This is a genomic window from Leisingera sp. (genome assembly GCF_034669605.1).
Lineage (GTDB): Bacteria > Pseudomonadota > Alphaproteobacteria > Rhodobacterales > Rhodobacteraceae > Leisingera.
Genome location: NZ_JAXMOX010000053.1, coordinates 1 through 24,722, shown reverse-complemented (window position 1 = coordinate 24,722; position 24,722 = coordinate 1). Strand labels below are relative to the sequence as shown.

The window sequence follows — 24,722 nt, the reverse complement described above, 5'->3', positions numbered from 1 at the left end:
CCGGGCTGCAAAGCCTTGCTCCCGTCACGCCTCTTGGTGACATTCCCGCTTTGCGCAGCCGGTGACATTTCTGGATGGTTGCAACAGGTTGTGTACGCGGGCGCGCGCTACCCCCAACTGCGACTCTTGTTAGAAAACAGCATGTTGTCTGACGAGAGGAAACAAAATGGGAGCTGTTTACAGCCAACTGAGTATCACGGTGCGACGCAAGATTGAACGCTGGAGGCATGCGAAGGTCCCTGTGAACGAGATGGCGCGTGTCCTCGGGCGCAGCAGATCGACGATATTCCGGGAGTTGAAGCGGAACCATTTCTCGGATCCCTGCCTGCCGAAATGTGATGGCTATTATGGCGCCGCAGCCCAGCTGATGGCGGCCGACCGGCGCGCGAGGCAACGCAAGCTGATCCGTCATCCGGAGTTGTGCCGCCGTGTCGTCGAGCGGCTGAAGAATGGCTGGACACCAGAACAGATCGGCAACAGGATGATCCATGAAGGCGCCAGGCTGCGGGTCTGCCAGGAAACCATCTACCGGTACATCTATTCCAAGGAAGGTATGGCGCAGGAGCTCTGGTGGTATCTTCCCACCCACCGTACGGCCCGCAGGCAGAGGCGGGCCCGCAAGCGCCAGAAGCCTAAGTTCCATCGTGATGTCAGTATCCTGTTCCGGCCCGACGACGTAGCGCATCGTCGCCAGTTTGGGCACTGGGAGGCAGATCTTATGCTGTTCAAACAAAGTCTTGGACAGTCCAACGTGACTTCAATAGTTGAACGCGTCAGCCGCTTCACGGTTCTCTTGAAAAACCCCAACAAGCGCACCAAACCGGTCATGGGCAAGATCATGGAAGCAATTAGCGACTTGCCTCTTGCGGCACGCAAATCCATCACTTTCGACCGCGGCACCGAATTCGTCTCCTGGCCGCATCTCCAAGCACAGACCGGTACGCAGACTTGGTTTTGCGACCCCTCCTCGCCTTGGCAAAAAGGCACCGTTGAGAACACAAACCGGCGGGCCCGGCGATGGCTCCCGCGGAAGCGCGACATTCGGCAGCTCTCAGATCACGACATGAAAGTAATTTGCGACCGCCTCAACAACACGCCCCGCAAATGCCTCGGGTGGAAGACGCCCGCAGAGGTCTTCAGAGAGAAGATGATGGAAGAGCTGGGCCGCAGCCCCTACCCTGTGAAGTAACAAAAGTCGCGGTTCAGGTATCGCTCACAGTGCTCGACGATCGTGGTCCCCCCGATACGGTTGCCCGGTCGGAAGGACCGTTCTTCTTGTGCCGCCTTTTTGCTGCTATGCCGCGTCCAGCTCCTGCGCTGGCCCGAAAAATTCGTAGAAGATACGGTTTTCGTCAACACCAGCCGCCTTCAGGCCATTCACAGCCATCGCCATGAATCCCTTTGGGCCGCATATGTAGTATTCAGCCTGATCTGTATTGGTGTTCCGGGCCAGCCACTCAGGAGTGATGCGGCCTTCCACATCGAAGTTCGCTTCAGCCCGGTCTTTGGAACTGGGATCCTCAAAAAATGTGACACACCGGCGGGACAGGGATCGTGCGATATCAGGCAGGACGTGATGCCTGCTGTTTTGCGTGGCATGCAGGTAGGTCGCAGAGCGATTGTTTGCGGCCAGAACCTCAAGCATTGAAATCATCGGCGTCAGCCCGACACCGGCCGACAACAGGACAACCTCAGCCTCCTGGCCGCTTTTCAGGAAAAACTCTCCAGCCGGTGCAGCGACATTGACCATAGTGCCTTCGACTGCCTGCTCATGCAGCCAGGTGCTGGCCAGGCCGCCTTTCTGATGCTTGACCGTGATCCGGTAGAACTCATTCGATGGTCCCGAAGAAATCGAATAATTGCGGCGCAGCTTGCCTGCTCCGGGCACCTCAAGATCGAAAGACAGATATTGCCCCGGCTTGTGCTTCAGCACGGGCTTACCATCGACGGGTTTCAGGATGAATGACATCACGTCAGCACTCTCCTGGATCCGTCCGCCGATCCGGAATTCCCGCCAGCCGCGCCAACCGCCCTCGGCCGCGGCGGTGTCCTGGTAAAGCTGTTCTTCACGGCCAATCAGGATATTGGCCAGGAACCAATATGCTTCGCCCCAGGCGCGGATCACCTCTTCGGTCGCCGCATCTTTAAGAACTGCCTTGATCGCGGCCAACAGGGCGCTGGCGACATGATCATAATGGCGGGGTTCGATTTGCAGGCCCACATGCTTGTTTGCAATACGCTCCACCGCTGCGGCCATCACCGGGAGGTTTTCGATTTTTTGAGCATAGGCCAGGATCGCATTGGTCAAAGCTGCGTGCTGCGGGGAGTCGCCGTTCTGATGCGACTGGTTGAACAGTGCGCGGATTTCCGGATCGGCCAGCAACCTGTCGTACATCTCTGCTACAATCTCGCGCCCGTGCTGCGCCAGCGCCGGAACAGTCGCCTTTACGGTGTCGATGGTGGTTTGGCTGAGTGGCTGTGCCATTGCACGCTCCTGATTTGTCGGGTGGCAAGCCTGCGGCCTGCGTAGTGAGTTTCACCGCCTGAATCATTCAGGCTGGTTGCATGTATTATTGCGAGATTGAAAGATTCAACCCAAATGAATATTAAAAGCGTGATCGGAGCCCCGCATGAAGCTGAACCTGACAACAGATTACGCGTTGAGAATTCTTATTTTTCTGGCGTCCAAGCCCGAAGAGCTGCACTCGATAGAGACATTGAGCCGCATCTACCGTCTGCCGCACAGTTCCTTGATGAAGATCGTCAGCGAGCTGGTCCGGCAAGGCTACGTCACGAGCGTTCGCGGCCGCTACGGCGGCATCAAGCTCGGACAGGCAGCCAGCGCAATCAATGTGGGGCAAGTTGTACGAGTCATGGAAGAAAGCTTCGAAGTTGCCAATTGTGGAGAATGCGTGATCCAGCCCCAATGCGGGCTCCGAGGGGTCTTTTCCGAAGCGGTCGATGCGTTTCTGGGCGTTCTCGACCGCAGCACCGTCGCTGATCTGATCAGGAACAAGGCGGGCCTGGTTCCGTTGCTGACATTGTCAGAGGCGGCAGATAATCCGTAACCCACATTGTGAACCGGCAAGGGAACCCAAACTGGGTGCGCGCAGCGGCCAAGGCTTTGGCAGTGCGCCAATAGCAGTTGCCCCTGCTTGAAGCACCTGCGTTGACTTTCCTATGCTTCGCAGGGAGAGGGCTGAAATTTGCGATACCGTCCCCGCTTAGTCCGCCAATCGTAAGACACACCCGGTCTTTGAACAGTTAAACAAGGACGAAACGCGGCTCACCATGCCGTCTTTCTACCAGGAGTTCCAGATAGTCGTGGCTTCCAGCAACGGCGTCAGGGATGCTGCAATGCTGCAATGCTGCAATGCTGGAAGAACATTTGTGCGCCGCACTTTGCGTCACGGCAGCTTTGCCGGGCGATAAAATGTTTTCAAAATGCCTGTTTTGTGTGCAGTTTGCCGGCGTGTGATTCATTTCCGGGCAGGCGGAGCCATGCAGCTGAAGTCAAATCTCTTGCGCCATCTCTCTCCGGCACTACCGCCAGCACAGATGCGGGAAATCCTGCGCGCAATGGCGGGCGCCGCCGCCGGGATTGGTGTTTGCGCGTTGTTCGCGCTGGTCTGTCCGGAAATCGCAGGGCTTCCAATGCGCCTGCTCGCCCCCCTGGGCGCCTCCGCAGTTTTGATCTACGCCGTCCCTAATTCTCCGCTGGCGCAGCCTTGGTCGGCAATCTGCGGCAATGTTGTTTCTGCCGTGGCAGCGGTTGCGGTCTTGCAAACCGTGCCCGTACCCTGGACACCGGCATTGGCTGTGGCCGCAGCGATCTTTGCAATGATGATCGCGCGGGCCTTGCATCCTCCGGGCGGGGCAATTGCCTTGCTGGCGGCACTGGACCCGGTGCCGGTCCTTGATGCAGGCTTTGCCTTTGCGGTCGTGCCTGTTGGGCTTCTGACGGCCGCTTTAGCCCTGACGGGTGTTCTGTTTAACCGGGTCACAGGCCGTAAGTACCCATTCCGCCAATCTGTAGAGACACCTGTGCAGCCGCAAGCGATCCGCCTGGGTCTCAGCAATGACGAACTGGAGGAGTTGCTGGAGCGCTTCCATCAATCCACCAACATCGGCGCGGCAGATTTGGGGCGGCTGCTTGCCGCCGCGGAGGAGGAAGCCGCGCAATACCGGTTTGATGGCGTAACCTGCGGCAGCATCATGACGCAGAACTTGATCACTGTGATGCCCGATGTGCCAGTAGCGCAGATTGCGCGGGTGTTCCGCCGCCATTCCGTCAAGAGTCTTCCCGTTGTGGACGCCAACGAAAACTTCGTGGGACTCATCCTGCAAAGTGATCTGATCGATTCGCTGGTACGGGGCGGCGGCCTAATGTTTCGCCCGAGGCGCCAAGGCAAACTGAGGGCGAAGCATATGATGCAGCAGCCTGTCGGCAGTGTACCTCATGACCTTCCAGTCGGCATTCTCCTGAACCGGCTTTCGCAGCATGGGGTGCAAACCGTGCCGGTAACGAAGGATGGCCGCTTGGCAGGCATTCTCACGCGCACTGACATTATCGGTCTGCTTCTGCGAGGCGCGCAAAACCGATTGGCCGCATAAATTAGAAACGGAATAGGGACACTTGGAACCACCCAAGCAGCACGTTCGGCGTAGGGCAGCTTCTTACCACTCAGCTTCAGCAAGTGCTGAACGAAGCTAAAGGCGGCTCGACACGGACCAGCCACTCGTGCCCGTTGCGGCAAATTGGCGGACCGTGTTCTTTTGTCGGATGCTGCGAACTGCTCCAATGGCCGAATTGAGTGCGGTAGCGGACACCCGGCAGTGGCAGTCCTCTCGCATGGGATAGGCGGCCTCATGCAATAGCCGAAATCGCCCTGTCGCCTTCGTCTGGCGCCGCCGGCACGTCTCCCGCCTCGCGCAGCAATCGGTTCACATCTGGCACAACGATACGGCGCGCAGATTTCAATTGGATAATACCGTCGTTCTTCAAGGCTGTGATCTGGCGGCTCACCGTTTCCATCGTCAGTCCGAGGCAGGCTGCAATTGCTTCGCGAGAAATGGTCAAGTCAAACGCAATGCGCCTAGTCCGGGGTAACGCCTTAGCGACCGCTTCACGGCTCGCCAACACAGCCAGAAAACTGGCGGTCTTCTCACGTGCCAACTTGCAGCCTAGCACCAGCAGCCACTGGCGGGCAGCATCCAGCTCCCTTAGCGACATCTCCAGAAGGCGATCTGTGAGATGCGGGAACTCTTTCATCAGATCTCCGAACTGGTTTCGGCAGAAGCAGCACAGAACCGTGTAGTCCACTGCAACCACATCATAGGGAGAAGACTCCTGCCCTGGCTGCCCTAAAAAACTGGGTGGCATCAGTAGGCCCACCATCTGGTTCCGCCCATCCTTCATAGTCTGGCTCAACGATACGCTCCCATGCATTACAGAAGCGACGAACTCCATGCGGTCACCGCACCAAGCAATTGGTTGGCCTGCATCATAACTTCGGATGTATCTTGCCTTCTCTAGAAGCCGCAGATCATTGGCTCCACAGCCACTGCAAATTCCAGTGTGGCGTATCGCACAGCTTCTGCAGCTATTAGCTTGAAGCATGGGCTTTCTCCTTAAGTCCGCGCGACGTCTCGGTGTAACCCTCAGAACTTGGTTGAATTCCTCGTGGCAGTGCTTTTGTCGGTATGGGTACCGATCGCGATTTCGCTGGTAGGGACGAGGTGACAGGAGAGGGGCTTTTTTGGGCTCTGACTCAATTTTGGTGCAACTTCGGCCCCTCTCAGATCAGGACGCTTGAACGAGCCGCGCTTTGAGCAGGTCGATGTTCGCCCTTCCATACATCTGGCGTTTGAGCGTCTTGAGGCGGTTAATCTGCCCTTCGGTCTGCCCGTTCGACCAAGGTTCCCTCAGCGCTGCGGCGACCGCGGCTTGATCACGCCGGAGCCCACGAGCGAAGGCACCGAGCAGCCCGTCCTCCGCTTCATTCAGCCATCCTTCCAGCGCGTCTTCGCGAGCATTGCGTACCATGTCCGTAAACCGGTCGGTCAGCCTTCGGGCTGTGGCGAGAGCAGGCAACGAAGCTTCGATCCTTGCGACCTGGATGGCATGCGCCTTGCACAGATGATCCCGGCCCAAGGTCAGGAGGCGGGCAATCTTGCGCGCGGGCGGCGATTTTTCTGTGCCCGATGGCGCGGCCCGCTCGGCACGGCGCTGGCGCGTGGCCCATTCCCCAACGACACGGAGGCTGCCCTGGAAACCATCGGCCCGCAGCCGGCGCCAGAGTTCGGCGCCGTTCCGGCAGCCGCTCGCCCATTCCCGCTCCCGCCGCGGCAGGCAGGGAGTCAGACTGCTCTCACGGATGCGGAAAACATCCTCGCGTTCCCCACGCAAAATCTGCCGGACGAGCTGGCGGCTGAGCCCTGTCTGGCGAACGACCCGCCGGATCGGCACGCCATCATCAGCCATCTGACGAACCATCCGGTTGGTTTGCTGGCGACGCAGATAGCCCTCGTATTGCAGCTTTTCAGCGGCCGTCAGCAGCTTTGGTTCCAGAGTCGTTGCTCCGATCGCTTTGCGGATGGCAGGCATGTTTCGCTGTACAGCGGCCAGGAAAGCCGTGCTCGCGTTTTCTAACAGGTGCCAGCGGTCGGCAACCTGAACCGCCTTTGGCAAGGCCCGTGAGGCAGCACCGCCATAGCCTCCGTTGCGGTCGCGGGCGACGACCTCAATCCCCGGACGGGCCCGCAGCCAGGCCTCGACCGTGGCCGGTTCCCGGTCTGGAAGGAGATCAATGACCCGGCGCCGCTCTAGATCGCAGATCAAAGTGCCGTATCGCTGCCCCTTTCGCCAAGCCCAATCGTCAATGCCTATAACGCGGAGATCACTGCTTGAAGCCTCAGCCGTGTCCCGGATGCTGCGGAGAAATGTATCCTTGCTAACCGGCAGCAGGAGCCGTGCGGCGAGCGCCTGTGCCGGACGCCCGCCGAGTGCCAGGCCGAGGTGCCGGACCAGTCCTTGCAGACGGGAGGTACGCCGCGCATGCGGCCGGGTCACGTCCGGCGGAAACCGCTCCGCAAATATCTTGGCTGGGCACCGCAGAGCACGGCAGCGAAAGCGGCGAACCAGCAGGACCAGTTCCACCTTCCGGCCATGCGCAGGAAGATCGGCAGGCCGTCGGCGGTACCTGCTGTGAACATGGCGTGAAACCGTGCCGCAGCGCGGGCACGCCGCCGCGGCTTTGGCGGAACGCGAGTTGATCCGGACCGTATTCCCAACAAGCACAACCTGGTCGGCCTTGAGACCTTCTGGCAGGAAATCCCGCCGTGAAAACTGTGACGCCATCGGCAACCTCCTCCAAAACCTGCCGATATATAGCGCTTAGCAGGTTGGGCTGCACCAAATCTGCTTCAGATCCCAAAAGTGACCCCCCTAATATTTCTGTTCAGATGCTCCTTCGAGGGATTGAGGGAGCGGTTTGGGGATGTTGGTGGTGGAAACGATTGCGAAGATCAGGCGGGCGTATTTCAGCCAGGGTAAATCGATCAAGCAGATCTGCCGCGAGCTTCGGGTATCACGGAACACGGTGCGCAAGGTGGTGCGTTATGCGCCATGCGGATGCGGGCTATGACATCGCAAAGGACTGCGCACGGGAAAACGGTCTGAACCTGCCGAGCATCCTGTAAGCAACAGGGCGCTGTCGTCGGCTGACGACGGCGCTCTAGCAGGGCGCTGAAGAAGTCGGGTCTCGACGCGGCTTGCGGAACATGATTCACCCACTGCACGACAGTGGCGGGGGTAATGATGCGCGGGACCTACGAGGCGAGTGGATCGCTTTTCAGCTATGTCGATTTGGAAGAGCGCATCCCCTCGCGGCACCCGCTCCGCAAGATCAGGCAGGTGGTCAACGACGCGCTGGCCAGTCTGGATGCCGATTTCCAGGCGCTTTACACTGATTTCGGCCGCCCCTCGATCCCGCCGGAACGGCTGATCCGGGCCAGCCTGCTTCAGATCCTGTTCTCGATCCGGTCCGAGCGGCAACTGATGGAACAGATGCAGTATAACCTGCTGTTCCGCTGGTTTGTCGGCCTCGGGATCGATGACCCTGTTTGGGTTCCCACGGTGTTCACCTAGAACCGCGACCGGCTGCTGACAGCCGATATGTCGCGCAAGGTGATGGCGGCGATCCTGGCCCACCGGGAGGTCGCGCCGCTCCTGTCGGACGACCACTTCTCGGTCGATGGCACGCTCATCAAGGCCTGGGCGTCGATGAAGAGTTTCCAGTCGAAGGCGGCGGGCACGCCGCCCGGCGATGATGGGCCGGATGACCCGCGTGCGACATCGATTGCCCCTGCCGCACAGCCCATCCGACCCGAAACCGAGACCGATCAAATGCCCCGCTTCAACCGCCGCAGCCGAATTCCCGAGGTCAACTTCAAGGGCGAGAAGCGTTCGAATGCGACCCATGCTTCGGTCACCGACCCGGACGCACGGCTCTATAAGAAATCCCCCGGCACGGGTGCGGCGCTTTGCTTTATGGGGCACGCGTTGATAGAGAACCGGCACGGACTGGTTGTACAAGGCGACCTGACCCAGGCTGACGGCCGCGCTGAGCGCAAGGCCGCGCTGGACATGCTGCACCGCCACTCCCCCGGATCAACCCGGCAGCTGACCTTGGGTGCCGACAAGGGATACGATGCGGCCGAATTCGTCGCGGATCTCCGCCAGGCCTGCGTCACCCCGCACGTCGCCAGGAAGGCGCGGCATTCAGCAATCGACGGGCGCACAACCCGGCACAAAGGCTACGCCCTGTCACAGAAGCACCGCAAGCGGATCGAGGAGGCGTTTGGCTGGGCCAAAACCGTTGGCGGCATGTCCCAGACCGTCTATCGCGGTGTTGAGCGGGTGCGGTCCCGTTTCATACTGACACTCGCCGCAGGAAATCTCGCCCGGCTGCCCCGGTTGCTGGTGGTATGAGGCTGGATGAGGCGGCCACAGGCCTGCTTCCAGCTACCCATTCCGGAAGATCGAAGAGGGAACTCATCCCATCAGGGAGAACAGCGTTCCGCTCGCCTGACTAATTCAGCGACCTGCTAGTATCGGGTAGTAAGGCGATGACCGGGCCTGTAGGTCAGCCGCACATAGGTGACCGCCTTGCCTTCCCACCATGTCGACCGCTCGACGGTAAATACCGGATCGCCAATGGAACAGGTCAGATAGTCAGCCAGTCTTTGGTCCGCCAATCCAGCGGAAAAGCTGATCTCGACGTCTGAAAACGGCACTGTCGCAACCAGCCATTCGTTCGGCCCGATATCTGAAAACTCGACCGTCCGCGCTTGTGGCAGGGCGGCCAGGTTGATCCATCTATCTTCGTGCTGATACGGATCACCGTCGGCATAGTGCATGCAGATCAGATGCAACACTTCGCTCTTGTCGGACAACTTGAGCCGGGCCCGCAGCCAATCCGGCGCTGGCTCAACGGAACTGCTGACAAGAGAATAGCGGTATTCAGTGCCCTTTTCCTCAATCTCGGCACGTACGATCGGGATGTCAAACCGCGCTTGACGGATCGGCGTCATCCGAACCCGCGTGCCTGCCTTTCGGCGCCTTTCAATAAGGCCATCATCGGCAAGCTCGCGCATCGCGCGGTTCACCGTGGCCCGTGCACAACCATAGGTCGCGGAAAGCTCCACCTCGTTGGGAACAAGGCTGCCCGGAGCCCATTCCCCTTTGGTTATCTTCGACAGAATGTCGGATTTCACATCCTTGTATGTGGCTTTCACCGCGAACCGCCTCGCTGACATTATGACTACTTTATTGAGTAATACAGCAGATTTAATCTTGAACAAACAACCATTAACAGTGTCCCAACGGTTGGTGTAACTCCCGCCGGTAGCGCGGGCTGAGCGGAGCCTTTGCGTAGCGAAGCGAGGCCCGCGCGGGCCGCTTGGCGGCCACGGTTGTTCTTCGGCTAAGGTTTGGTTTGCCGACCTGACCTATGACCGAGGAGATCAACCATGACCAAGGACAGCCTATCAGAGACAGCGGCCTTGCGCGCGCTTTTGTCGGAGACATCCGACACCAACCTGCTTGCCGAGATGCTCGGGTTCGTCGCCGACCGTCTCATGGCGCTGGATGTCGATCGGCTCTGCGGCGCCGGGGCGCACGAACGCAGCGTCGAACGGGTGAACCGGCGCAACGGATACCGCTCCAGAGCCTGGGAGACGCGCGCCGGGACGGTCGACGTGAAGATCCCGAAGCTGCGCAAGGGCAGCTATTTTCCCGAGTTCCTTGAGCCGCGCCGGGCGGCGGAAAAGGCGATGACGGCGGTTATTCAGGAGGCCTATGTCCAAGGCCTGTCGACGCGCTCGGTGGACGACTTGGTCAAGGCGATGGGCATGACCGGGGTGTCGAAGAGCCAAGTCAGCCGCCTGTGCGGAGAGATCGACGAACGGGTTGATGCGTTCCTGACCCGCCCGCTGGAAGGCGAATGACCCTACCTGTGGCTCGACGCCACCTACATCAAGGTGCGTCGCTCTGGCCGGATCGTCAGCGTCGCGGCCATAGTGGCTGTCGCTGTCAACCTGGACGGCCGCCGCGAAGTTCTGGGCATCGCCGTCCAGCCCAGCGAGGCGGAGGTCTTCTGAGACGAATTCCTGCGTTCTCTCGCCGATCGAGGCCTGCGCGGAACCCTCTGATCATCGCCGACGACCACAAGGGGCTGAAGGCCGCCGCGGCCAAGGTGCTCGGTGCCACCGTTCAGCGCTGCCGCGTCCATTTCATGCGAAATGCGCTGGCCTGCGTCGGCAAGAAGGACCGCCCGATCGTCACCGCCGCGCTCAGAACCGCCTTCGACCAAGACACGCTCACGGCTTCGAAAGAGCACTGGGCCAAATTGACCGACGCGTTCGAACCGCGCCACACAAAGCTCGCCGAGCTGATGCGCCGCGCCGAGGACGACGTCTTAGCCTACAAGAGCTTCCCCAAGGAACACTGGGCGAAAATCCACAGCACGAACCCACTTGAACGCCTGAATAAGGAGATCAAGCGCCGGACCAACGTGGTCGGAATCTTTCCCAACGAGGCCGCGGTCACGCGTCTGGTTGGAGCACTGATGCTCGAGCAAAACGATGAGTGGGCGATCACGCGGCGCTACATGACACTGGAAACCGTCGCTGCCATTTGCGACACTACACCCATGGACCCGGCAACTATCGCCGCCCTGTAACTGCGGCCAAGCCAAGGCCGAAGAGCAAAGTTACACCATTTCCCGGGACACTATCCAACCATTCGACGCGCTGCCATATTAGTAAAGCTAAACAGTCATGTAGCGAACCTGCCGTTGCCAACATATACATGGTGACATCACCCCAGTATAAATCTAGACATAACCAGCTTTACTCTGACAAAAGTGTGATAATGAACCCAATTCTGACGATCATTCTCAAGCGTTTGCTGATCGGGCTCCTGACCTTGTGGGTTGTGACGATCATCATTTTTGCAGCAATCGAATTGCTCCCGGGTGATATTGCGACCGAAGTGTTGGGACAGGCGGCAACCGAGGAAAGCCTTGCTGCCTTTCGCGAAAAGTTCGACCTCAACCATCCAGTCTATGAACGCTACATCTCGTGGCTGTCCGGCGCCGTCACCGGGGATTTCGGGATTTCGCTGGCAAACCAACGCCCGATATCCGAACTCATTGGTCACCGGACAGCCAACACGTTTTTCCTTGCCGGATATGCCGCGGCCATCGCTGTGCCGATCGCTGTTGTCTCGGGGATGCTGGCGGCCCTCTACAACGGGTCTGTCTTTGATCGCATGCTTTCAAGCTCGACGCTGGCTGCAATTTCCTTTCCTGAATTTTTCGTCGCCTATATCCTGATTCTCATCTTTTCAGTTGGCCTGGGCTGGTTCCCCAGCCTTGCCGATGTGGATGTTGACACATCCTTGGGCGAACGGCTTTATCGCACCTTCCTGCCTGCCATGACTCTCACACTCATTGTGCTCGCCTATATGATGCGAATGACCAGAGCAGCCATCCTGAACTTGCTGGCGTTGCCATACATAGAAATGGCGCATCTCAAGGGGATCAAACGTTGGCGGGTGATTGCAGTCCATGCACTGCCGAATGCGCTGGCCCCTATCCTTAATGTGATCGCCCTGAACCTGGCCTATCTGATTGTCGGTGTTGTCTTGGTCGAGGTGGTATTCGTCTATCCCGGCCTTGGGCAGATCCTTGTGGATTCAGTCTCGAACCGGGATGTCACGGTTGTGCAGGCCGCCTGTCTCATCTTTGCCGCGACGTATATTCTGCTCAATCTGTTGGCGGATATCCTGTCGATCATTGCAAACCCACGCTTGTTGCATCCGAGATAACACCATGCACAACCTGTCCCATCACCTGAGAGACGCGCCAATTTCCGCATGGATTGGCATTATAATCGTTGTATTTTATGCCGTGTTGGCCATTGGTGCCCCTCTTCTTGCGCCATTTGCCGAAAGCGCATCCGTGGGCAAGCAGTATCATCCATGGACTGCCCCGCATTATCTGGGAACCGATGCGCTAGGGCGCGATGTGCTCTCGCGCCTGATCTATGGCGCGCGCAACACGGTCGGTATCGCGCTGGTGACGACAGCGCTCGCCTTTCTGCTCGGCGCGACGTTCGGGCTGCTTGCGGCAACAATCGGCGGTTGGTTCGATGCCATCATTTCGCGTGTGGTCGACGTGATGATGGCCATCCCGCCACTGATCTTTGCCTTGCTCATTCTCACGATCACCGGAACGTCTGTCATCGCGCTCATCCTCGTGATCGCAGTCCTCGACAGCACGCGTGTTTTCAGGCTGTCGCGTGCGGTGGCGCAGGGCATTTTGACAATGGACTATATTGAAGTTGCTCGCATGCGCGGCGAGGGGATGTTCTGGCTCATTCGTAAAGAAGTCCTGCCCAACGCCGCGGCGCCTTTGATTGCGGAATTCGGATTGCGGTTCTGCTTTGTCTTCCTGTTCATTTCAGCGCTGTCCTTTCTGGGTCTTGGTATTCAGCCCCCAACGGCTGACTGGGGCGGCATGGTCCGTGAAAGCGCCAAGCTGATTTCATTTGCCAATTTTGCAACGTTCCAGACTGCCACCTTTGGCCTTGCGCCGCTGCTGCCTGCCGGTGCCATCGCGCTGCTGACCATCGGCGTGAACCTGATTGTGGATTGGGTTTTACACATGTCTTCGGGTCTGAAGGAGTAACGCATGACTGACCTCTTGCTTGAGATGAAAGACATCCGCATCGAGGGGCGCTCGGACCGTCAATGGAAACCCATCATCAAGGGTGTGGACCTGACCCTGAACCGTGGCGAGATACTCGGTCTGATCGGGGAAAGCGGAGCCGGAAAATCGACGCTGGGGCTGGCTGCCATGGGGTACACCAAAGGCGGCTGCCGGATCAGCGGCGGCAGCATCCGTTTTGATGGTCAGGATCTTGTCGGGGCCTCGGATGAGGCTCTGCGGCGGTTGCGCGGTGCGCGCGTTGCCTATGTTGCCCAATCTGCTGCGGCGGCATTCAACCCCGCTTACAAACTGATAGATCAATACTGCGAGGCTCCCGTCAAACATGGCGTTATGTCCCGCGACGAAGCCCAGTCTGACGCTGTCGAACTTTACCGCAAAATTCGCCTGCCGAACCCGGAGGGCATCGGTTTTCGCTACCCTCATCAGGTGTCCGGTGGGCAGCTTCAGCGCGCAATGACCGCCATGGCCATGGCATGCCGGCCCGACCTGATCATCTTTGATGAACCAACCACAGCGCTTGACGTGACCACGCAAATCGAGGTGCTGTCAGCGATCCGTGACATTGTACGCGAATATAACACAGCGGCGATCTATATTACCCACGACCTGGCTGTCGTGGCCCAGATGGCGGATAAGATCAAAGTATTGCTTCGCGGTGAAGAAGTTGAAGAAGCTCCCGCCCGAGAAATGCTGTCAAACCCGAAGCAGGATTACACCAAATCCTTATGGGCCGTACGCGACTTTCGCCGCGCGCCCCCGGCTGCCCGGCAGGCCGACGAGGGCCCCCTCCTTGAAATTCAGAACATGAGCGCAGGCTATGGCGCTGTAGATATTCTCAAAGGAATCAACCTGAACATCGCACGCGGCAGCACAGTTGCGATTGTGGGCGAGAGCGGGTCGGGGAAATCGACAATGGCCCGCGTTGTCATGGGGCTGCTTCCGCCGTCCAGCGGGACGCTCCGCTATGACGGAAGCCCTTTGCCCAAGTCCGGCAAAGAGCGACCCCGTGATTTGCAACGCCATATCCAGATGATCCACCAGATGGCGGACACGGCTCTTAATCCAAAGCACCGGATCAAGGACGTTATCGGGCGCCCGCTGGAATTCTTTCTGGGGCTGAAGGGGCGCGCCAAGGACGCCCGCATCAAGGAACTGCTGACGCTGATCGAGCTTGACCCCGATGAATTCTTCTATCGCATACCCTCGGAGCTGTCAGGCGGGCAAAAACAACGGGTCTGTATCGCCCGTGCCTTGGCGGCAGAGCCTGATTTCATCATTTGTGATGAAGTGACCTCCGCATTGGATCAACTTGTTGCGGAAGGGATCCTCCGCCTGCTGGATCGCCTGCAAAGAGAGATGGACCTGACATATATGTTCATCACCCATGACATCGCCACCGTTCGCTCGATCGCGGACGAGGTGGTCGTGATGCAAAACGGGGTGATTGTCGAACAAGGCCCCAAAGACGCGATGTTCTCGCCACCGCACGTCCCTTATACTGAGTTGCTGTTGTCCTCGGTCCCCGAAATGGACCCGAACTGGTTGACGCAACTGCTGAAAGAACGAGGCGACGCAGCAACACAGGAACCGCAGCAATGACATTGCAGTTCGGAACGGTTCATTCGTCTTTGGACCTGGACAGACAAGGAAAACGTGCCGGTGTCTTCGGCCTTTCCCATTCAGATGATCGGCACGAGTTTTCCTCAATTCAATCCCCCCTGAGCGTCATTCGCGGCGGGGATGGCCCCACAGCATTGGTATGCGCCGGCAATCATGGCGATGAGTACGAAGGCCAGATTATTGTGCGGCGGCTGTATGACCTGCTGAAAACGGGTGATGTGGCCGGTCGTCTTATCCTTGTTCCGGCCCTGAACATGCCGGCGGTTCAATCGATCAGCCGTGTTTCACCCCTTGACGGCGGCAACCTGAACCGGTCCTTTCCCGGTGCGGCCTATGCCGGGCCAACCCAAGAGATCGCAGGCTTTGTTGCCACACAGCTTATGCCTGAGGCAGATATCGCCATTGATCTTCATTCAGGGGGCGGCAATTCGAACTATGTGAACACCGCCTATTTTTGCCTGTCGCCGGATTCCGAACGCAACAAGCAGACCTTTGAACTGGCAACAGTGATGGGGCTTCCCCACACGATGGTGGTCCCTGTCAGCGACACGCCAGGGGATTTTGACAGTGCCGCACACGACGCCGGATGTGCCATGATTTCATGCGAACTGGGGGGCGAAGGCAAGGTCACTAGCGAGGCGCTGGAGGCAGGATGGTCTGGGGTGCTCAGGTTGCTTGTCGGTCAGGGTGTTTTGCACGCAGCAGCCGCTGAACGGTTGGACATGTTGCCCCCGGCAGATACGGTGTTTCTCGATCTAGGTGAAGGTGCGGACTATGTCACCGCGCAGACTCACAGTCTGGTTGAGCCTCTGGTGAAAATTGGCGAAGAGATCGCCAGGGGCCAACCGGTCATACGGCTGCGTGATCTGTACAAGATGGAAACGGCACCGCAAGTCCTGCGCAGCGAAAGGGCAGGCACAGTTTCGATCCTGCGCGCCGGGGCCATCGTGGCACCGGGCGATCATTTATGTGTGATTTGCCCCACCCTTTCAAACGCGGAACTTGACGCGTTGATGGCGAAGGCAGCAGCCGAAACGCATTAAATATCCAGAACAACCGGACCAACGGGCCGTGAACAGCAGATCAGGACCTGACCGTCTTCGGGTTGAATCAAAGGTTCTTCGAAATAATCAACCTTGCCCGATACCAACCCGCATTTGCACGAATTACAGATACCTGCCCGGCAACTGAATTCCGGGTTCAGGCCGGCATTTTCAGCCAGTTCGAGCAACGATTCTGCTGTCCCATCCCAGGTCGACGTCACACCCGATGCACGGAACGTAATGTCACCCTTAGGCAGTGCGGTCGCTTTCGGCTCGACCGTGGCTTCCTCTTCCGCGGCCCATGCATCGGGATTGGTTATAAATGTAAGCGACTGAATGGAGGGGGCCGCGCGTGACGCGGCCTTGCCGCTTTCGGGCGCCGCGGGTGTTTCTGCCAACGCTTCCAGCGATGTGGCCTTGCCAAAGAACTCATAGGCGATGCGGCTTTTGGGCACGCCCAGTTCTTGAAGCAACTGATACATCGCCACCATGAATGGCGTGGGGCCGCAAATGTAGGCGTCGTAATCACCGATGGGAACATGCGTTTGCATAAACGCCTTGTCGATCACACCCTCTGCATCGAAGAGGTTCGCGGCGCGGTCTTCGGCACTTGGCGTGCGATAGACGAAACGCGGCTTTATCCGGTCATTCGCGCAAGAAAGTACCTCATTCCTCAGCGCATGAACGGACCCGTTCTCACAGGCGTGCAGAAAATGCACGTCACGGTCGCTGTTGCGCAGCCGATGCAGCATGGACACCATCGGTGTCAGGCCAACCCCGCCCGACAGAAGCAATACAGGACGGGTGCTTGTCTCATCCAGAACGAACGTGCCCCGAGGCGGGGCTATCTCGACAATGCTGTCCGCTTCGACCTGATCGTGCAGCCAGCATGAACCAACGCCGTCGGGCGCACCATTCTGCCCAGCCTCCCGTTTCACCGAGATCCGGTGATGTCGCGCCTCGGATGGGTCGCAGGACACCGAATAGGTCTTGAGAACAGGATCGCCGGAGCCTGGGACGCGCAGTGTGAGATACTGTCCGGGTTTCACATCCCAGACAGGCGCACCATCCGTCGGCTCGAAATAGAACGAGGTGATGATATCGCTCTCGGCAACCTTGTCCGCCACGCGGAATTTTCGAAAACCACCCGCCATTTTATTGGCTCATCTTGGCATCGACCATCGCCTCTTCAGCGATCATGGCCTCCAGCTGACGCCGGAACCGCAGTTGCCCCGCGTCAATATGAAGATCAATGTGCGGCGAGGTTTTTTCGGTCATGCCGATCTGAACTTCGTTCAATACGGCGCGGTCCTCTTCAAAGGCACCGCGCACGTCTTCGCTCATCATCTTGGACAGCTCTTCGTCGTCGGGCCGCACGTTACGCAGTTGGAACCAGTAATAACGCGTTTCGGTCTCGGTTGTTGGGGTCATGAAATTATAGCTGTCCATGACAAAGGTGTTCTCGTGCAGCGTACCGCCCACACCGCCGGTGCCCGCAGGGGTAAACACGGCGCGGATCAAGGCGTGGCTGGGATAGCGGACCTCGTAGTGCTGAAGGCGGTCGCAATTGCCTTCGAACTCGATAACTTTCTTGTAGAAGGGCGCCGGTTCGTGATCCATCATCCAGCGGTGAACGATAACGCCAGTGTCGGTTTTGGTCACACGCAGCGGCGTGTCCTTGGTCGCAGCGGCGGCAAAGGACGATTCATGAACCCAGGCAACATGCGTCGGGTCAAGCAGGTTGTCGCACATCAACAGGTAATTGCAGTTCAGCTCCATCGCCGCCCCACGGTTGATTCCCCATTCGGGACTGTCAAAGTTGGGGATGTCGATGATGTCTTCCGGGTCTGCGATCGCGGCATTGCCCATCCAGATCCAAACCAGACCGTATTTTTCATGTACCGGATAAGGACGGACGCGCGCAGCAGACGGGATACGCCCGCCACCCGGCGCCCAAACGCATTGCCCCGCACAATCGAAGGTCAGGCCGTGATAGCCGCATTCAACGTTGTTGTTCTTGATCCGACCCTTGGAAAGAGGCAACTTGCGGTGCGGGCAGGCATCCTCCATGGCGATGACTTCGCCTTCGTCATTGCGAAACATGCAGATCTTTTCACCAAGCACTTTGACTTGCTGCAGATCGTTGACGATTTCTTCGCTCCAAGCGGCGACGTACCATGCATTTTTCAAAAACATGAGATTTCCTTGCTAACTCGGGATCGTTGGCTGAGTTCAGGCGTTGATAGCCGGATTGCTGCCACAAAAAAACCGAAAATCAATCCTCGATCGTTTAGCTTATCTAAGCAATTACTTCGGCGCTTCCGAAAGCACCCAATCCAGAAAGTTCTTGGACTTCTCGTTTGCCATCATCTGCCCACCCCAACAGATGAAGTAGGGTTCGGGCATCTCGACAAATTCTTCGGACATCCTGACAAGCCTGCCCATCTCGATATCGGCCGAAGCAAATGACGATTGTGCCAAAGCAATACCCTGACCGCTCGCTGCGGCCTCCAACGCCGAGCTTGACAGCGAATGGACTGAAACCGGCTTGTGAGCGGGTCTTGGCAGTCCCTGTGCCTCGAGCCAGTGGCCCAATCTTGGCACCGTTGAATATTCACGGCCCCAATCGATATCGATCCACGGAAGGCCTGCGATCTTTTCAGGATCAAGCGCGTCAGGACGGTCTTTCAAGAATCCGGGTGAACATACCGGAAAACATGTGTCACAAAACAATGCCCGCGTATGCGGAAAGACGTTTGACGCCGTGCCATAGGTAAGCCGAAACATGTTATCCAGAAATTCCGGGTCTGGCTCTACATGGGTTGCCTCCAACCGTATGGATGCTTCACCGAAACGTGCCTCGAAACGGTGAAGCCTCGGATTGAGCCACTTGAGCAGAAGCGTAGGCAAGCCCGAGATATGAACATCCAGATCAGCAACTTGTTGCGACAGCAGATCCTGGGCTTGCTTCAGTTTTTCAAAACCTGCGGACAGGACCGCGTGGTAGGCTTTGGCTCTTGGTGCAAGCGATGCGCGACGCCCGTCTTTCACGATGAGCGGCATCTGCAATTGGTCTTCAAGCAGTTTGATTTGCTGACTGACCGCACCGGGGGTCACGCCAAGTTCTCTGGCGGCTGCACTGACCGACCCAAGCCTTCCAAAGCTCTCGAATGCATGCATCGCGCGCAGGGGTGGAAGAGTTGATTGCATAGTCTTCCTGTCGAATTTGAGACCTAAAGGCCGTTTCAGTATTCCTGAACAATACTGCTGGAAATCTCGTTTGTCATGTTCAATGCCGCCATTTACCGTAATAAGATCAGACATAATAATCACGCGAAGGTTAGCGGACAGCAATGCCTCTGTAGGACAGGCAGCCAATAGGGAGAAGAAAATGACGTTTTCGGCAAACAGACGCAGCGTATTGCTCGGCGCGGGCGCGCTTGGAGCAACAACACTTCTAGGGCTCTCGGGACAGCCGTTGCGCGCCGCCACACCATCTCAGGGCGGAACTTTGCGACTTGGCATCGGAAGCTTCGATTCTGGTGAAACGCTGGATCCGCAAGTGAGTGAAACAAAATTCATGCAAAACCTGCAATGGCAGTTGCGCAACAACCTGATCGAAGTGGGCGCTGGCGGCGTTCTGATCCCCGAGCTTGCCACAAGCTGGGAAGCCAATGATGATTTGACGGTCTGGACGTTCAAACTGCGCCAGGGCGTGGAATTCCACAACGGCAAGGTGATGGATTCCGAGGACGTCGCGTTCTCGGTCAGACTTCACATGGGTGAAGACAGCATCTCGCAGATCAAATCGCTGGTCGCAGTGGTCAAGGACGTCCAGGCCACCGCGCCTGACGAAGTAGCCATCACGCTGCACACGCCCAACGCCAGTTTCCCGGCCGTCATGTCGCTGACCTGCATGTATATCGTGCCCGCGGACGACATGAACTTTGACGCAGGTATCGGCACAGGGCCCTACATCCTGGAAACCTATGAACCCGGCGTAAAGTCCGTCGTTCGGAAGAACCCGAACTATTGGAAAGCCGATGCCGCGCATTTCGATTCGGTCGAGATGCTGGCCATTCGGGACGTGAATGCCCGGACAACCGCACTTCAGACCGGACAGATCGACGCAATGAACTCGGTCGATCCGACAACCGCCAACCTGCTGGCCGCAATGCCGGGGGTTGACCTGATCCAGACGCAGGGGAAGGTGCACTACTGCTTCAGCATGATTACAACTGATCCGCTGTTTGCCGATGCACGGGTTCGCAAGGCGATGAAGCTGGCGATCAACCGCCAGGATATGGTGGACAAAATCCTGAACGGCTATGGTTCGATCGCCAATGACCAACCGATCTCAACCGCTTACGCGTATCACAACCCAGATATTCCGCAGCACGAGTATGACCCCGAGCAAGCCAAATCGCTCCTGGCAGCTGCCGGAGCAGAGGGCCTGACAACAACGCTTCACGCCTCCAACACGCCTTTCACAGGTGCTGTGGAAGCGGCGCAGCTGTTCAGCGAACACGCGGCGGCGGCCGGGATCAAGATCGAAGTCGCGCGCGAACCCGAAGATGGCTACTGGTCCAACATCTGGGGCAAGAAACCGTTCTTTGCTTCGCGCTGGTCAGGTCGTGCGAACGAAGACCTGATGTTGTCTCTCGCCTACTCCCGCGAAGCTCTGGGGGGCTACAACGCGACCAAATGGGACAACGAAGCATTCAACAAGGCGCTCACTGCCGCGCGGTCCGAAAAGGATGATGCAAAGCGTCGCGAGCTCTACAGTGAGTGTCAGGCCGTCCTGTCGGAAGATGGCGGTTTGATTGCGCCGGTCTGGGCGGACTTCCTGGATGCCAAGTCCCAGAAAGTCTCCACCGGCGCGGAAATCTCGGGCGATTGGGATCTGGACGGAAACCGCTGCGCCGAGCGCTGGTGGTTTAACGCCTGATCACCGGCGGTTGAATTCGCGGGCCGCGCAGTGTCGCGGCCCGCCTGAGGTCCAGAGATCAGGGATATTGCAACCAATGCACGACAATCTGGACGCCCTTCTGACTGCGCTACGCGCTCAGTTCACCGACCGTCTTGTCACGTCGGATGCGGTCCGCGAACACCATGGCAGCGGCGAAAGCCATTTTCCTCCCGCATGGCCGGATGCCGTTGTCATGGTAAAATCTGCACAGGAGGTGTCCGAGGTACTGATCGCCTGCACCAAACATGGCGTGCCGGTGATCCCGTTCGGGGCGGGATCCTCTATCGAAGGTCAGATCCACGCCCCCCATGGCGGCATCAGTATCGATCTGTCAGCAATGGATCAGATCGTGTCCGTGCATGAAGCAGACATGGATTGCACCGTCCAAGCCGGCGTCACGCGACAGGCCCTGAATGAGCATCTTCGCGCAACCGGATTGTTCTTTCCCGTCGATCTTGGGGCGCATGCAACATTGGGTGGAATGGCGGCCACCCGCGCATCGGGCACGACAACGGTGCGTTATGGGTCAATGCGCGATCTGGTGCTAAGCATGACTGTGGTTATGCCCAACGGTGAAATCATAAAAACCGGGACCCGCGCGCGCAAATCATCGGCAGGCTACGATTTGACCCGCCTGATGATCGGCTCCGAAGGCACGCTGGGTATCATCACCGAACTGACCCTGCGCCTGTTTGGCATCCCGGAGGCATCCCAAACCGCGATGTGCAGCTTTGCGACGATCGAGGATGCAACACAGACCGTCGTAATGGCGCTGCAATGTGGGCTTGCGCTCAACCGGATCGAGCTTGCTGACACAGTGCAGATGCGCGCGATCAACAGCCATTCGAAAACCGGCCTGCCCGAACAACCGACGCTTTGGATCGAACTCACCGGATCAACGGCATCGGTCGAGAATGACATGGCGGCTCTTGAAAGCCTCGCAGAAACCGCGCTGCGGTTCGAGCGCGCCCAAAGCGCAGAGGCTGCCGCAAGGTTGTGGCGTGTCCGGCATGACGCGCTTTATGCATCTCGTGCCTTGCGACCGGGCATCAAGGGCATCTCGACCGACGTCTGCGTCCCGATTTCAAAACTGCCCGCCTGTATCAGCGCCATTTTGGACATCGTTGCAACCACGGATATCCAGGCGCCTCTGGTGGGTCATGTGGGCGACGGAAACTTTCACCTCGTCTTGCTGTATGACCCCGAAGATGACGCAGAGGCCGCGCAAGCTCATCATATCAATGCCAGCCTCATCGAAATGGCGATTGACATGGGTGGCACCTGCACCGGTGAACACGGTGTCGGACTGGGCAAGAAAGCATATTTACCGACCGAACTCGGCCCCGCTCTCGATGTGATGCGCCAGATCAAACGCGCGCTTGATCCCGACAACATCATGAACCCCGGCAAGATCTTCGATCTTTAGCTTCAAGGATTTCCAATGTCAGAACCGTTCCCCAGTGACCTGATCCGCACAGAAGTTGCAAACCTGCCAGATTACAATGCTGGCCTCTCCCTGGACCGGTTCAAGGCGGCCTATGGCATTGATTGTCTAGCGAAACTTGACAGCAATGAAAGCCCGCTTGGTCCTTCGCCGCGTGCCGTCAAGGCGATGCAGCACGCCGCAACCGGCGTCGCACGCTATCCCGATGCCGGGAACACACATCTGCGCGGCCTCATCGCCAAATCGCTTGGCTGGCACGAAGATCGCATCATTATCGGCAATGGCTCTGAGGACCTTATCGGGGCCATGTTCCGTGCCGTGATCCGCCCCCAAGATAACGTCGTCACGATATGCCCCAGCTTTGGCCTGCATGAATTTGGCGCTTTGACGTTTGGTGCCACTGTCACCAAGATCCCTTTCAATGACGATTGGTCATTTCCGGTTGCGGGCCTTTGCGACGCGTTGCAAGCCAAGCCTCGCGTATTGGTGTTTTCTTCGCCTAGCAATCCGGCAGGCCCTGCAATCACCGAAATGGAATTCCGTCAGGTGGTCGCGGCGACGGACCCAGCAACCTTGATCTGTTTTGACGAGGCTTATGTCGAGTTCATCGAACCGAGAAAACGGTTCGACGCACTCGCAATCTTGGCGGAAGCGCAAAAGCCCTTCATTGTCCTGCGCACATTCTCCAAGGCATACGGTCTTGCCGGTGCACGGGTCGGCTATGGGATCACCAGCGATGCTCGCAATATCAAGGCACTGATGAAAACCCGCAATCCTTTTGGTGTGAATGCTATGGCCGCAGCAGCTGCGGCCCAGGCGATTGGCGACACGGCGCATCTCAAGGCGGTCACTGATCTCGCAACGCTGGAGCGGCAGAGGGTCTCTGATGCGCTGAACTTAAAGGGATTTGAATGCGCCCCTTCACAAACCAACTTTATATTCTTCAACACGAGGGGACCTGCCCATGTACTTGCAGAAAACTTGCGTCACAAGGGTGTCTTGATCAAAGCATGGCAAGAAGCCCCATTTGGCCATTGGGCGCGGGTGACAATGGGCACGCCTGCTGAAAACGACACATTCCTTGATGCCATTTCAAAAGAGTAGCATTGGCCCGTCCAAGGTGTCCGTCGTCAGGGATATTGGGACAGATGGCTGTCTGAGCTAAGAGAGGATCTGGCTCATCTGGTTGTTGTGATTATGCGGCGGATTTGCGGTGAAGCAAGCGCCGGGTTTCGATGGTTTTCCTTATGATCCTTTCTCTTTGTTTCAAAATGGCCTGGCCGCGGCCGAAGTAGACGTCTGCGGGCGTGAGGTTCTGCAGGCTCTCTCGATAGCGCCGGTGATTGTAATGGTCGACGAAGGCGCCAATCTGTTGCCTGAGATCACTGGGCAGGTAGTAGTTTGCCAGCAGGATGCGGTTCTTGAGGGTCTGGTGCCAACGCTCGATTTTGCCCTGAGTTTGCGGGTGATATGGCGCACCGCGGACATGATCCATCTGCTGATCTTCCAGCCACTCACCCAGTTCAGCAGAGATGTAACTCGACCCGTTATCGCTCAGCAGCCGTGGATTGTGCCGTACGGTTGCCTGATCGCAGCCCGAGGCCTGCAACGCCAGATCCAGCGTGCCGGTCACGTCACCCGCTTTCATCGTCGTGCAGAGTTTCCAGGCGATGATGTAACGGCTGTAATCGTCGAGGATCGTGGACAGGTAGAACCAGCCCCAGCCGATGACCTTGAGGTAGGTAAAGTCGGTCTGCCAGAGCTGGTTCGGCCGTGTGGTCTTGTCCTGGAACTCGTCAGCTGCCGACACCACCACATAGGCAGGGCTGGTGATCAGGTCGTAGGATTTCAGGATGCGATACACGGAAGCCTCTGACACAAAATACTTTTCCGCATCTGTGAAGCGCACGGCCAACGGGACTATCCTGAATTTTGTGCTCTGGCGTGGTAGCTCAATTTTGAGGAGACCCACGTATGAGCATAGACAAAGACCTGCTGGACCGGCTGATGGAAGGGCGTTCGCCCGGCGACCTTTTCGGCAAGGAGGGCATTCCTTCCGAACTGACCAAGGCGCTTGCGGAACGTGCGCTGAGCACCGAGTTGGACGAACATCTCAGCGAAGAGCGCGCGCAGGAGCCACCTGAAGGCCAGAACCAGCCCGCCAATCGACGCAATGGCAGCAGCGAGAAGACGGTGGCCACGGACACTGGAAAGGTGGTTCTGGACATTCCGCGCGACCGGAACGGGACGTTTGACCCGGTTCTGATCGCCAAGTATCAGCGCCGCTTTCCGGAGTTCGACACCAAGATCATCAGCATGTACGCCCGCGGCATGACGACCCGGGAGATCCA

The 24,722-nt window shown here is 58.1% G+C and carries 18 protein-coding genes and 4 pseudogenes; 14 read left to right on the top strand and 8 right to left on the bottom strand.

Annotated elements, in window-relative coordinates:
• Positions 1-166 precede the first annotated feature (166 nt).
• The gene (locus VOI29_RS08895; RefSeq protein WP_323777980.1) at positions 167-1,189 is read left to right on the top strand and encodes an IS30 family transposase; all 1,023 of its coding nucleotides are present in this window, start codon (positions 167-169) and stop codon (positions 1,187-1,189) included.
• A 105-nt stretch (positions 1,190-1,294) separates the two neighbouring features.
• On the opposite strand, the gene hmpA is transcribed toward VOI29_RS08895, so the two are convergent.
• A complete protein-coding gene (hmpA, locus tag VOI29_RS08890) occupies positions 1,295-2,485 on the bottom strand; it encodes an NO-inducible flavohemoprotein (protein ID WP_323777978.1) in 1,191 nt (396 codons plus the stop codon).
• 145 nt (positions 2,486-2,630) lie between these two features.
• On the opposite strand from hmpA, the gene VOI29_RS08885 reads away from it, so the two are divergent.
• Positions 2,631-3,068 (top strand): Rrf2 family transcriptional regulator, encoded by a 438-nt coding sequence (locus VOI29_RS08885; RefSeq protein ID WP_323777977.1) that lies wholly within the window; start codon positions 2,631-2,633, stop codon positions 3,066-3,068.
• Between the two features lie 376 nt (positions 3,069-3,444).
• A complete protein-coding gene (locus tag VOI29_RS08880) occupies positions 3,445-4,614 on the top strand; it encodes an HPP family protein (RefSeq protein WP_323777975.1) in 1,170 nt (389 codons plus the stop codon).
• A gap of 253 nt (positions 4,615-4,867) precedes the next feature.
• Here the strand turns inward: VOI29_RS08880 and fnrL are convergent, their stop codons facing one another.
• Entirely contained in the window at positions 4,868-5,620 is a 753-nt protein-coding gene (gene fnrL / locus VOI29_RS08875; protein ID WP_323777973.1) for a transcriptional regulator FnrL, read from the bottom strand.
• 183 nt (positions 5,621-5,803) lie between these two features.
• Positions 5,804-7,360 carry an ISL3 family transposase gene (locus tag VOI29_RS08870; protein WP_323777971.1) on the bottom strand — a complete coding sequence of 519 codons (1,557 nt, stop codon included), beginning with the start codon at positions 7,358-7,360 and terminating at the stop codon, positions 5,804-5,806.
• Positions 7,361-7,499: 139 nt separating this feature from the next.
• On the opposite strand from VOI29_RS08870, the pseudogene VOI29_RS08865 reads away from it, so the two are divergent.
• Positions 7,500-7,619: pseudogene (locus tag VOI29_RS08865) on the top strand (helix-turn-helix domain-containing protein); the annotation flags it as partial.
• Between the two features lie 200 nt (positions 7,620-7,819).
• Positions 7,820-8,992 (top strand): annotated as a pseudogene (locus tag VOI29_RS08860) (IS5 family transposase).
• A gap of 116 nt (positions 8,993-9,108) precedes the next feature.
• On the opposite strand, the gene VOI29_RS08855 reads toward VOI29_RS08860, so the two are convergent.
• Positions 9,109-9,798: a UTRA domain-containing protein gene (locus VOI29_RS08855; protein ID WP_323777969.1), complete on the bottom strand. Its 690-nt coding sequence runs from the start codon at positions 9,796-9,798 to the stop codon at positions 9,109-9,111.
• 234 nt (positions 9,799-10,032) lie between these two features.
• Between VOI29_RS08855 and VOI29_RS08850 the strand changes: the two are divergent.
• The 5 genes and pseudogenes from VOI29_RS08850 to VOI29_RS08830 all read left to right on the top strand — a co-directional run bounded on the left by VOI29_RS08850 (position 10,033) and on the right by VOI29_RS08830 (position 15,958).
• Positions 10,033-11,243, top strand: a pseudogene (locus tag VOI29_RS08850) (IS256 family transposase).
• 191 nt (positions 11,244-11,434) lie between these two features.
• A complete protein-coding gene (locus tag VOI29_RS08845; protein WP_323777967.1) occupies positions 11,435-12,391 on the top strand; it encodes an ABC transporter permease in 957 nt (318 codons plus the stop codon).
• Between the two features lie 4 nt (positions 12,392-12,395).
• On the top strand, positions 12,396-13,253 hold the full coding sequence (locus VOI29_RS08840) for an ABC transporter permease (protein ID WP_323777965.1): 858 nt from the start codon (positions 12,396-12,398) through the stop codon (positions 13,251-13,253).
• A 3-nt stretch (positions 13,254-13,256) separates the two neighbouring features.
• Complete coding sequence (locus VOI29_RS08835; protein WP_323777964.1) at positions 13,257-14,894, top strand: ABC transporter ATP-binding protein; 1,638 nt, start codon at positions 13,257-13,259, stop codon at positions 14,892-14,894.
• Positions 14,891-15,958, top strand: a complete 1,068-nt coding sequence (locus VOI29_RS08830) for a succinylglutamate desuccinylase/aspartoacylase domain-containing protein (protein WP_323777962.1) — start codon at positions 14,891-14,893, stop codon at positions 15,956-15,958. The genes VOI29_RS08835 and VOI29_RS08830 overlap by 4 nt, the downstream gene beginning before the upstream one ends.
• On the opposite strand, the gene VOI29_RS08825 is transcribed toward VOI29_RS08830, so the two are convergent.
• From VOI29_RS08825 to VOI29_RS08815, 3 genes are all read right to left on the bottom strand, one after another.
• Positions 15,955-17,112, bottom strand: coding sequence for a 2Fe-2S iron-sulfur cluster-binding protein (locus VOI29_RS08825; RefSeq protein WP_323777960.1), 1,158 nt, complete (start codon positions 17,110-17,112; stop codon positions 15,955-15,957). The genes VOI29_RS08830 and VOI29_RS08825 overlap by 4 nt on opposite strands.
• A gap of 1 nt (position 17,113) precedes the next feature.
• Positions 17,114-18,154 (bottom strand): aromatic ring-hydroxylating dioxygenase subunit alpha, encoded by a 1,041-nt coding sequence (locus VOI29_RS08820; RefSeq protein ID WP_323777958.1) that lies wholly within the window; start codon positions 18,152-18,154, stop codon positions 17,114-17,116.
• A 111-nt stretch (positions 18,155-18,265) separates the two neighbouring features.
• Positions 18,266-19,282: a LysR substrate-binding domain-containing protein gene (locus tag VOI29_RS08815; protein ID WP_323777957.1), complete on the bottom strand. Its 1,017-nt coding sequence runs from the start codon at positions 19,280-19,282 to the stop codon at positions 18,266-18,268.
• 67 nt (positions 19,283-19,349) lie between these two features.
• On the opposite strand from VOI29_RS08815, the gene VOI29_RS08810 reads away from it, so the two are divergent.
• From VOI29_RS08810 to VOI29_RS08800, 3 genes are all read left to right on the top strand, one after another.
• A complete protein-coding gene (locus VOI29_RS08810) occupies positions 19,350-20,906 on the top strand; it encodes an ABC transporter substrate-binding protein (RefSeq protein ID WP_323777954.1) in 1,557 nt (518 codons plus the stop codon).
• Between the two features lie 76 nt (positions 20,907-20,982).
• The gene (locus VOI29_RS08805; RefSeq protein ID WP_323777952.1) at positions 20,983-22,353 is read left to right on the top strand and encodes an FAD-binding oxidoreductase; all 1,371 of its coding nucleotides are present in this window, start codon (positions 20,983-20,985) and stop codon (positions 22,351-22,353) included.
• Between the two features lie 15 nt (positions 22,354-22,368).
• Positions 22,369-23,475 (top strand): aminotransferase class I/II-fold pyridoxal phosphate-dependent enzyme, encoded by a 1,107-nt coding sequence (locus VOI29_RS08800; RefSeq protein WP_323777950.1) that lies wholly within the window; start codon positions 22,369-22,371, stop codon positions 23,473-23,475.
• A gap of 91 nt (positions 23,476-23,566) precedes the next feature.
• Here VOI29_RS08800 and VOI29_RS08795 read toward each other — a convergent pair.
• A pseudogene (locus tag VOI29_RS08795) lies at positions 23,567-24,289 on the bottom strand (transposase); the annotation flags it as partial.
• A 56-nt stretch (positions 24,290-24,345) separates the two neighbouring features.
• Here VOI29_RS08795 and VOI29_RS08790 point away from each other — a divergent pair.
• Positions 24,346-24,722 (top strand): transposase (locus tag VOI29_RS08790; protein WP_323777948.1); only part of this gene is annotated, 377 nt, incomplete at its 3' end.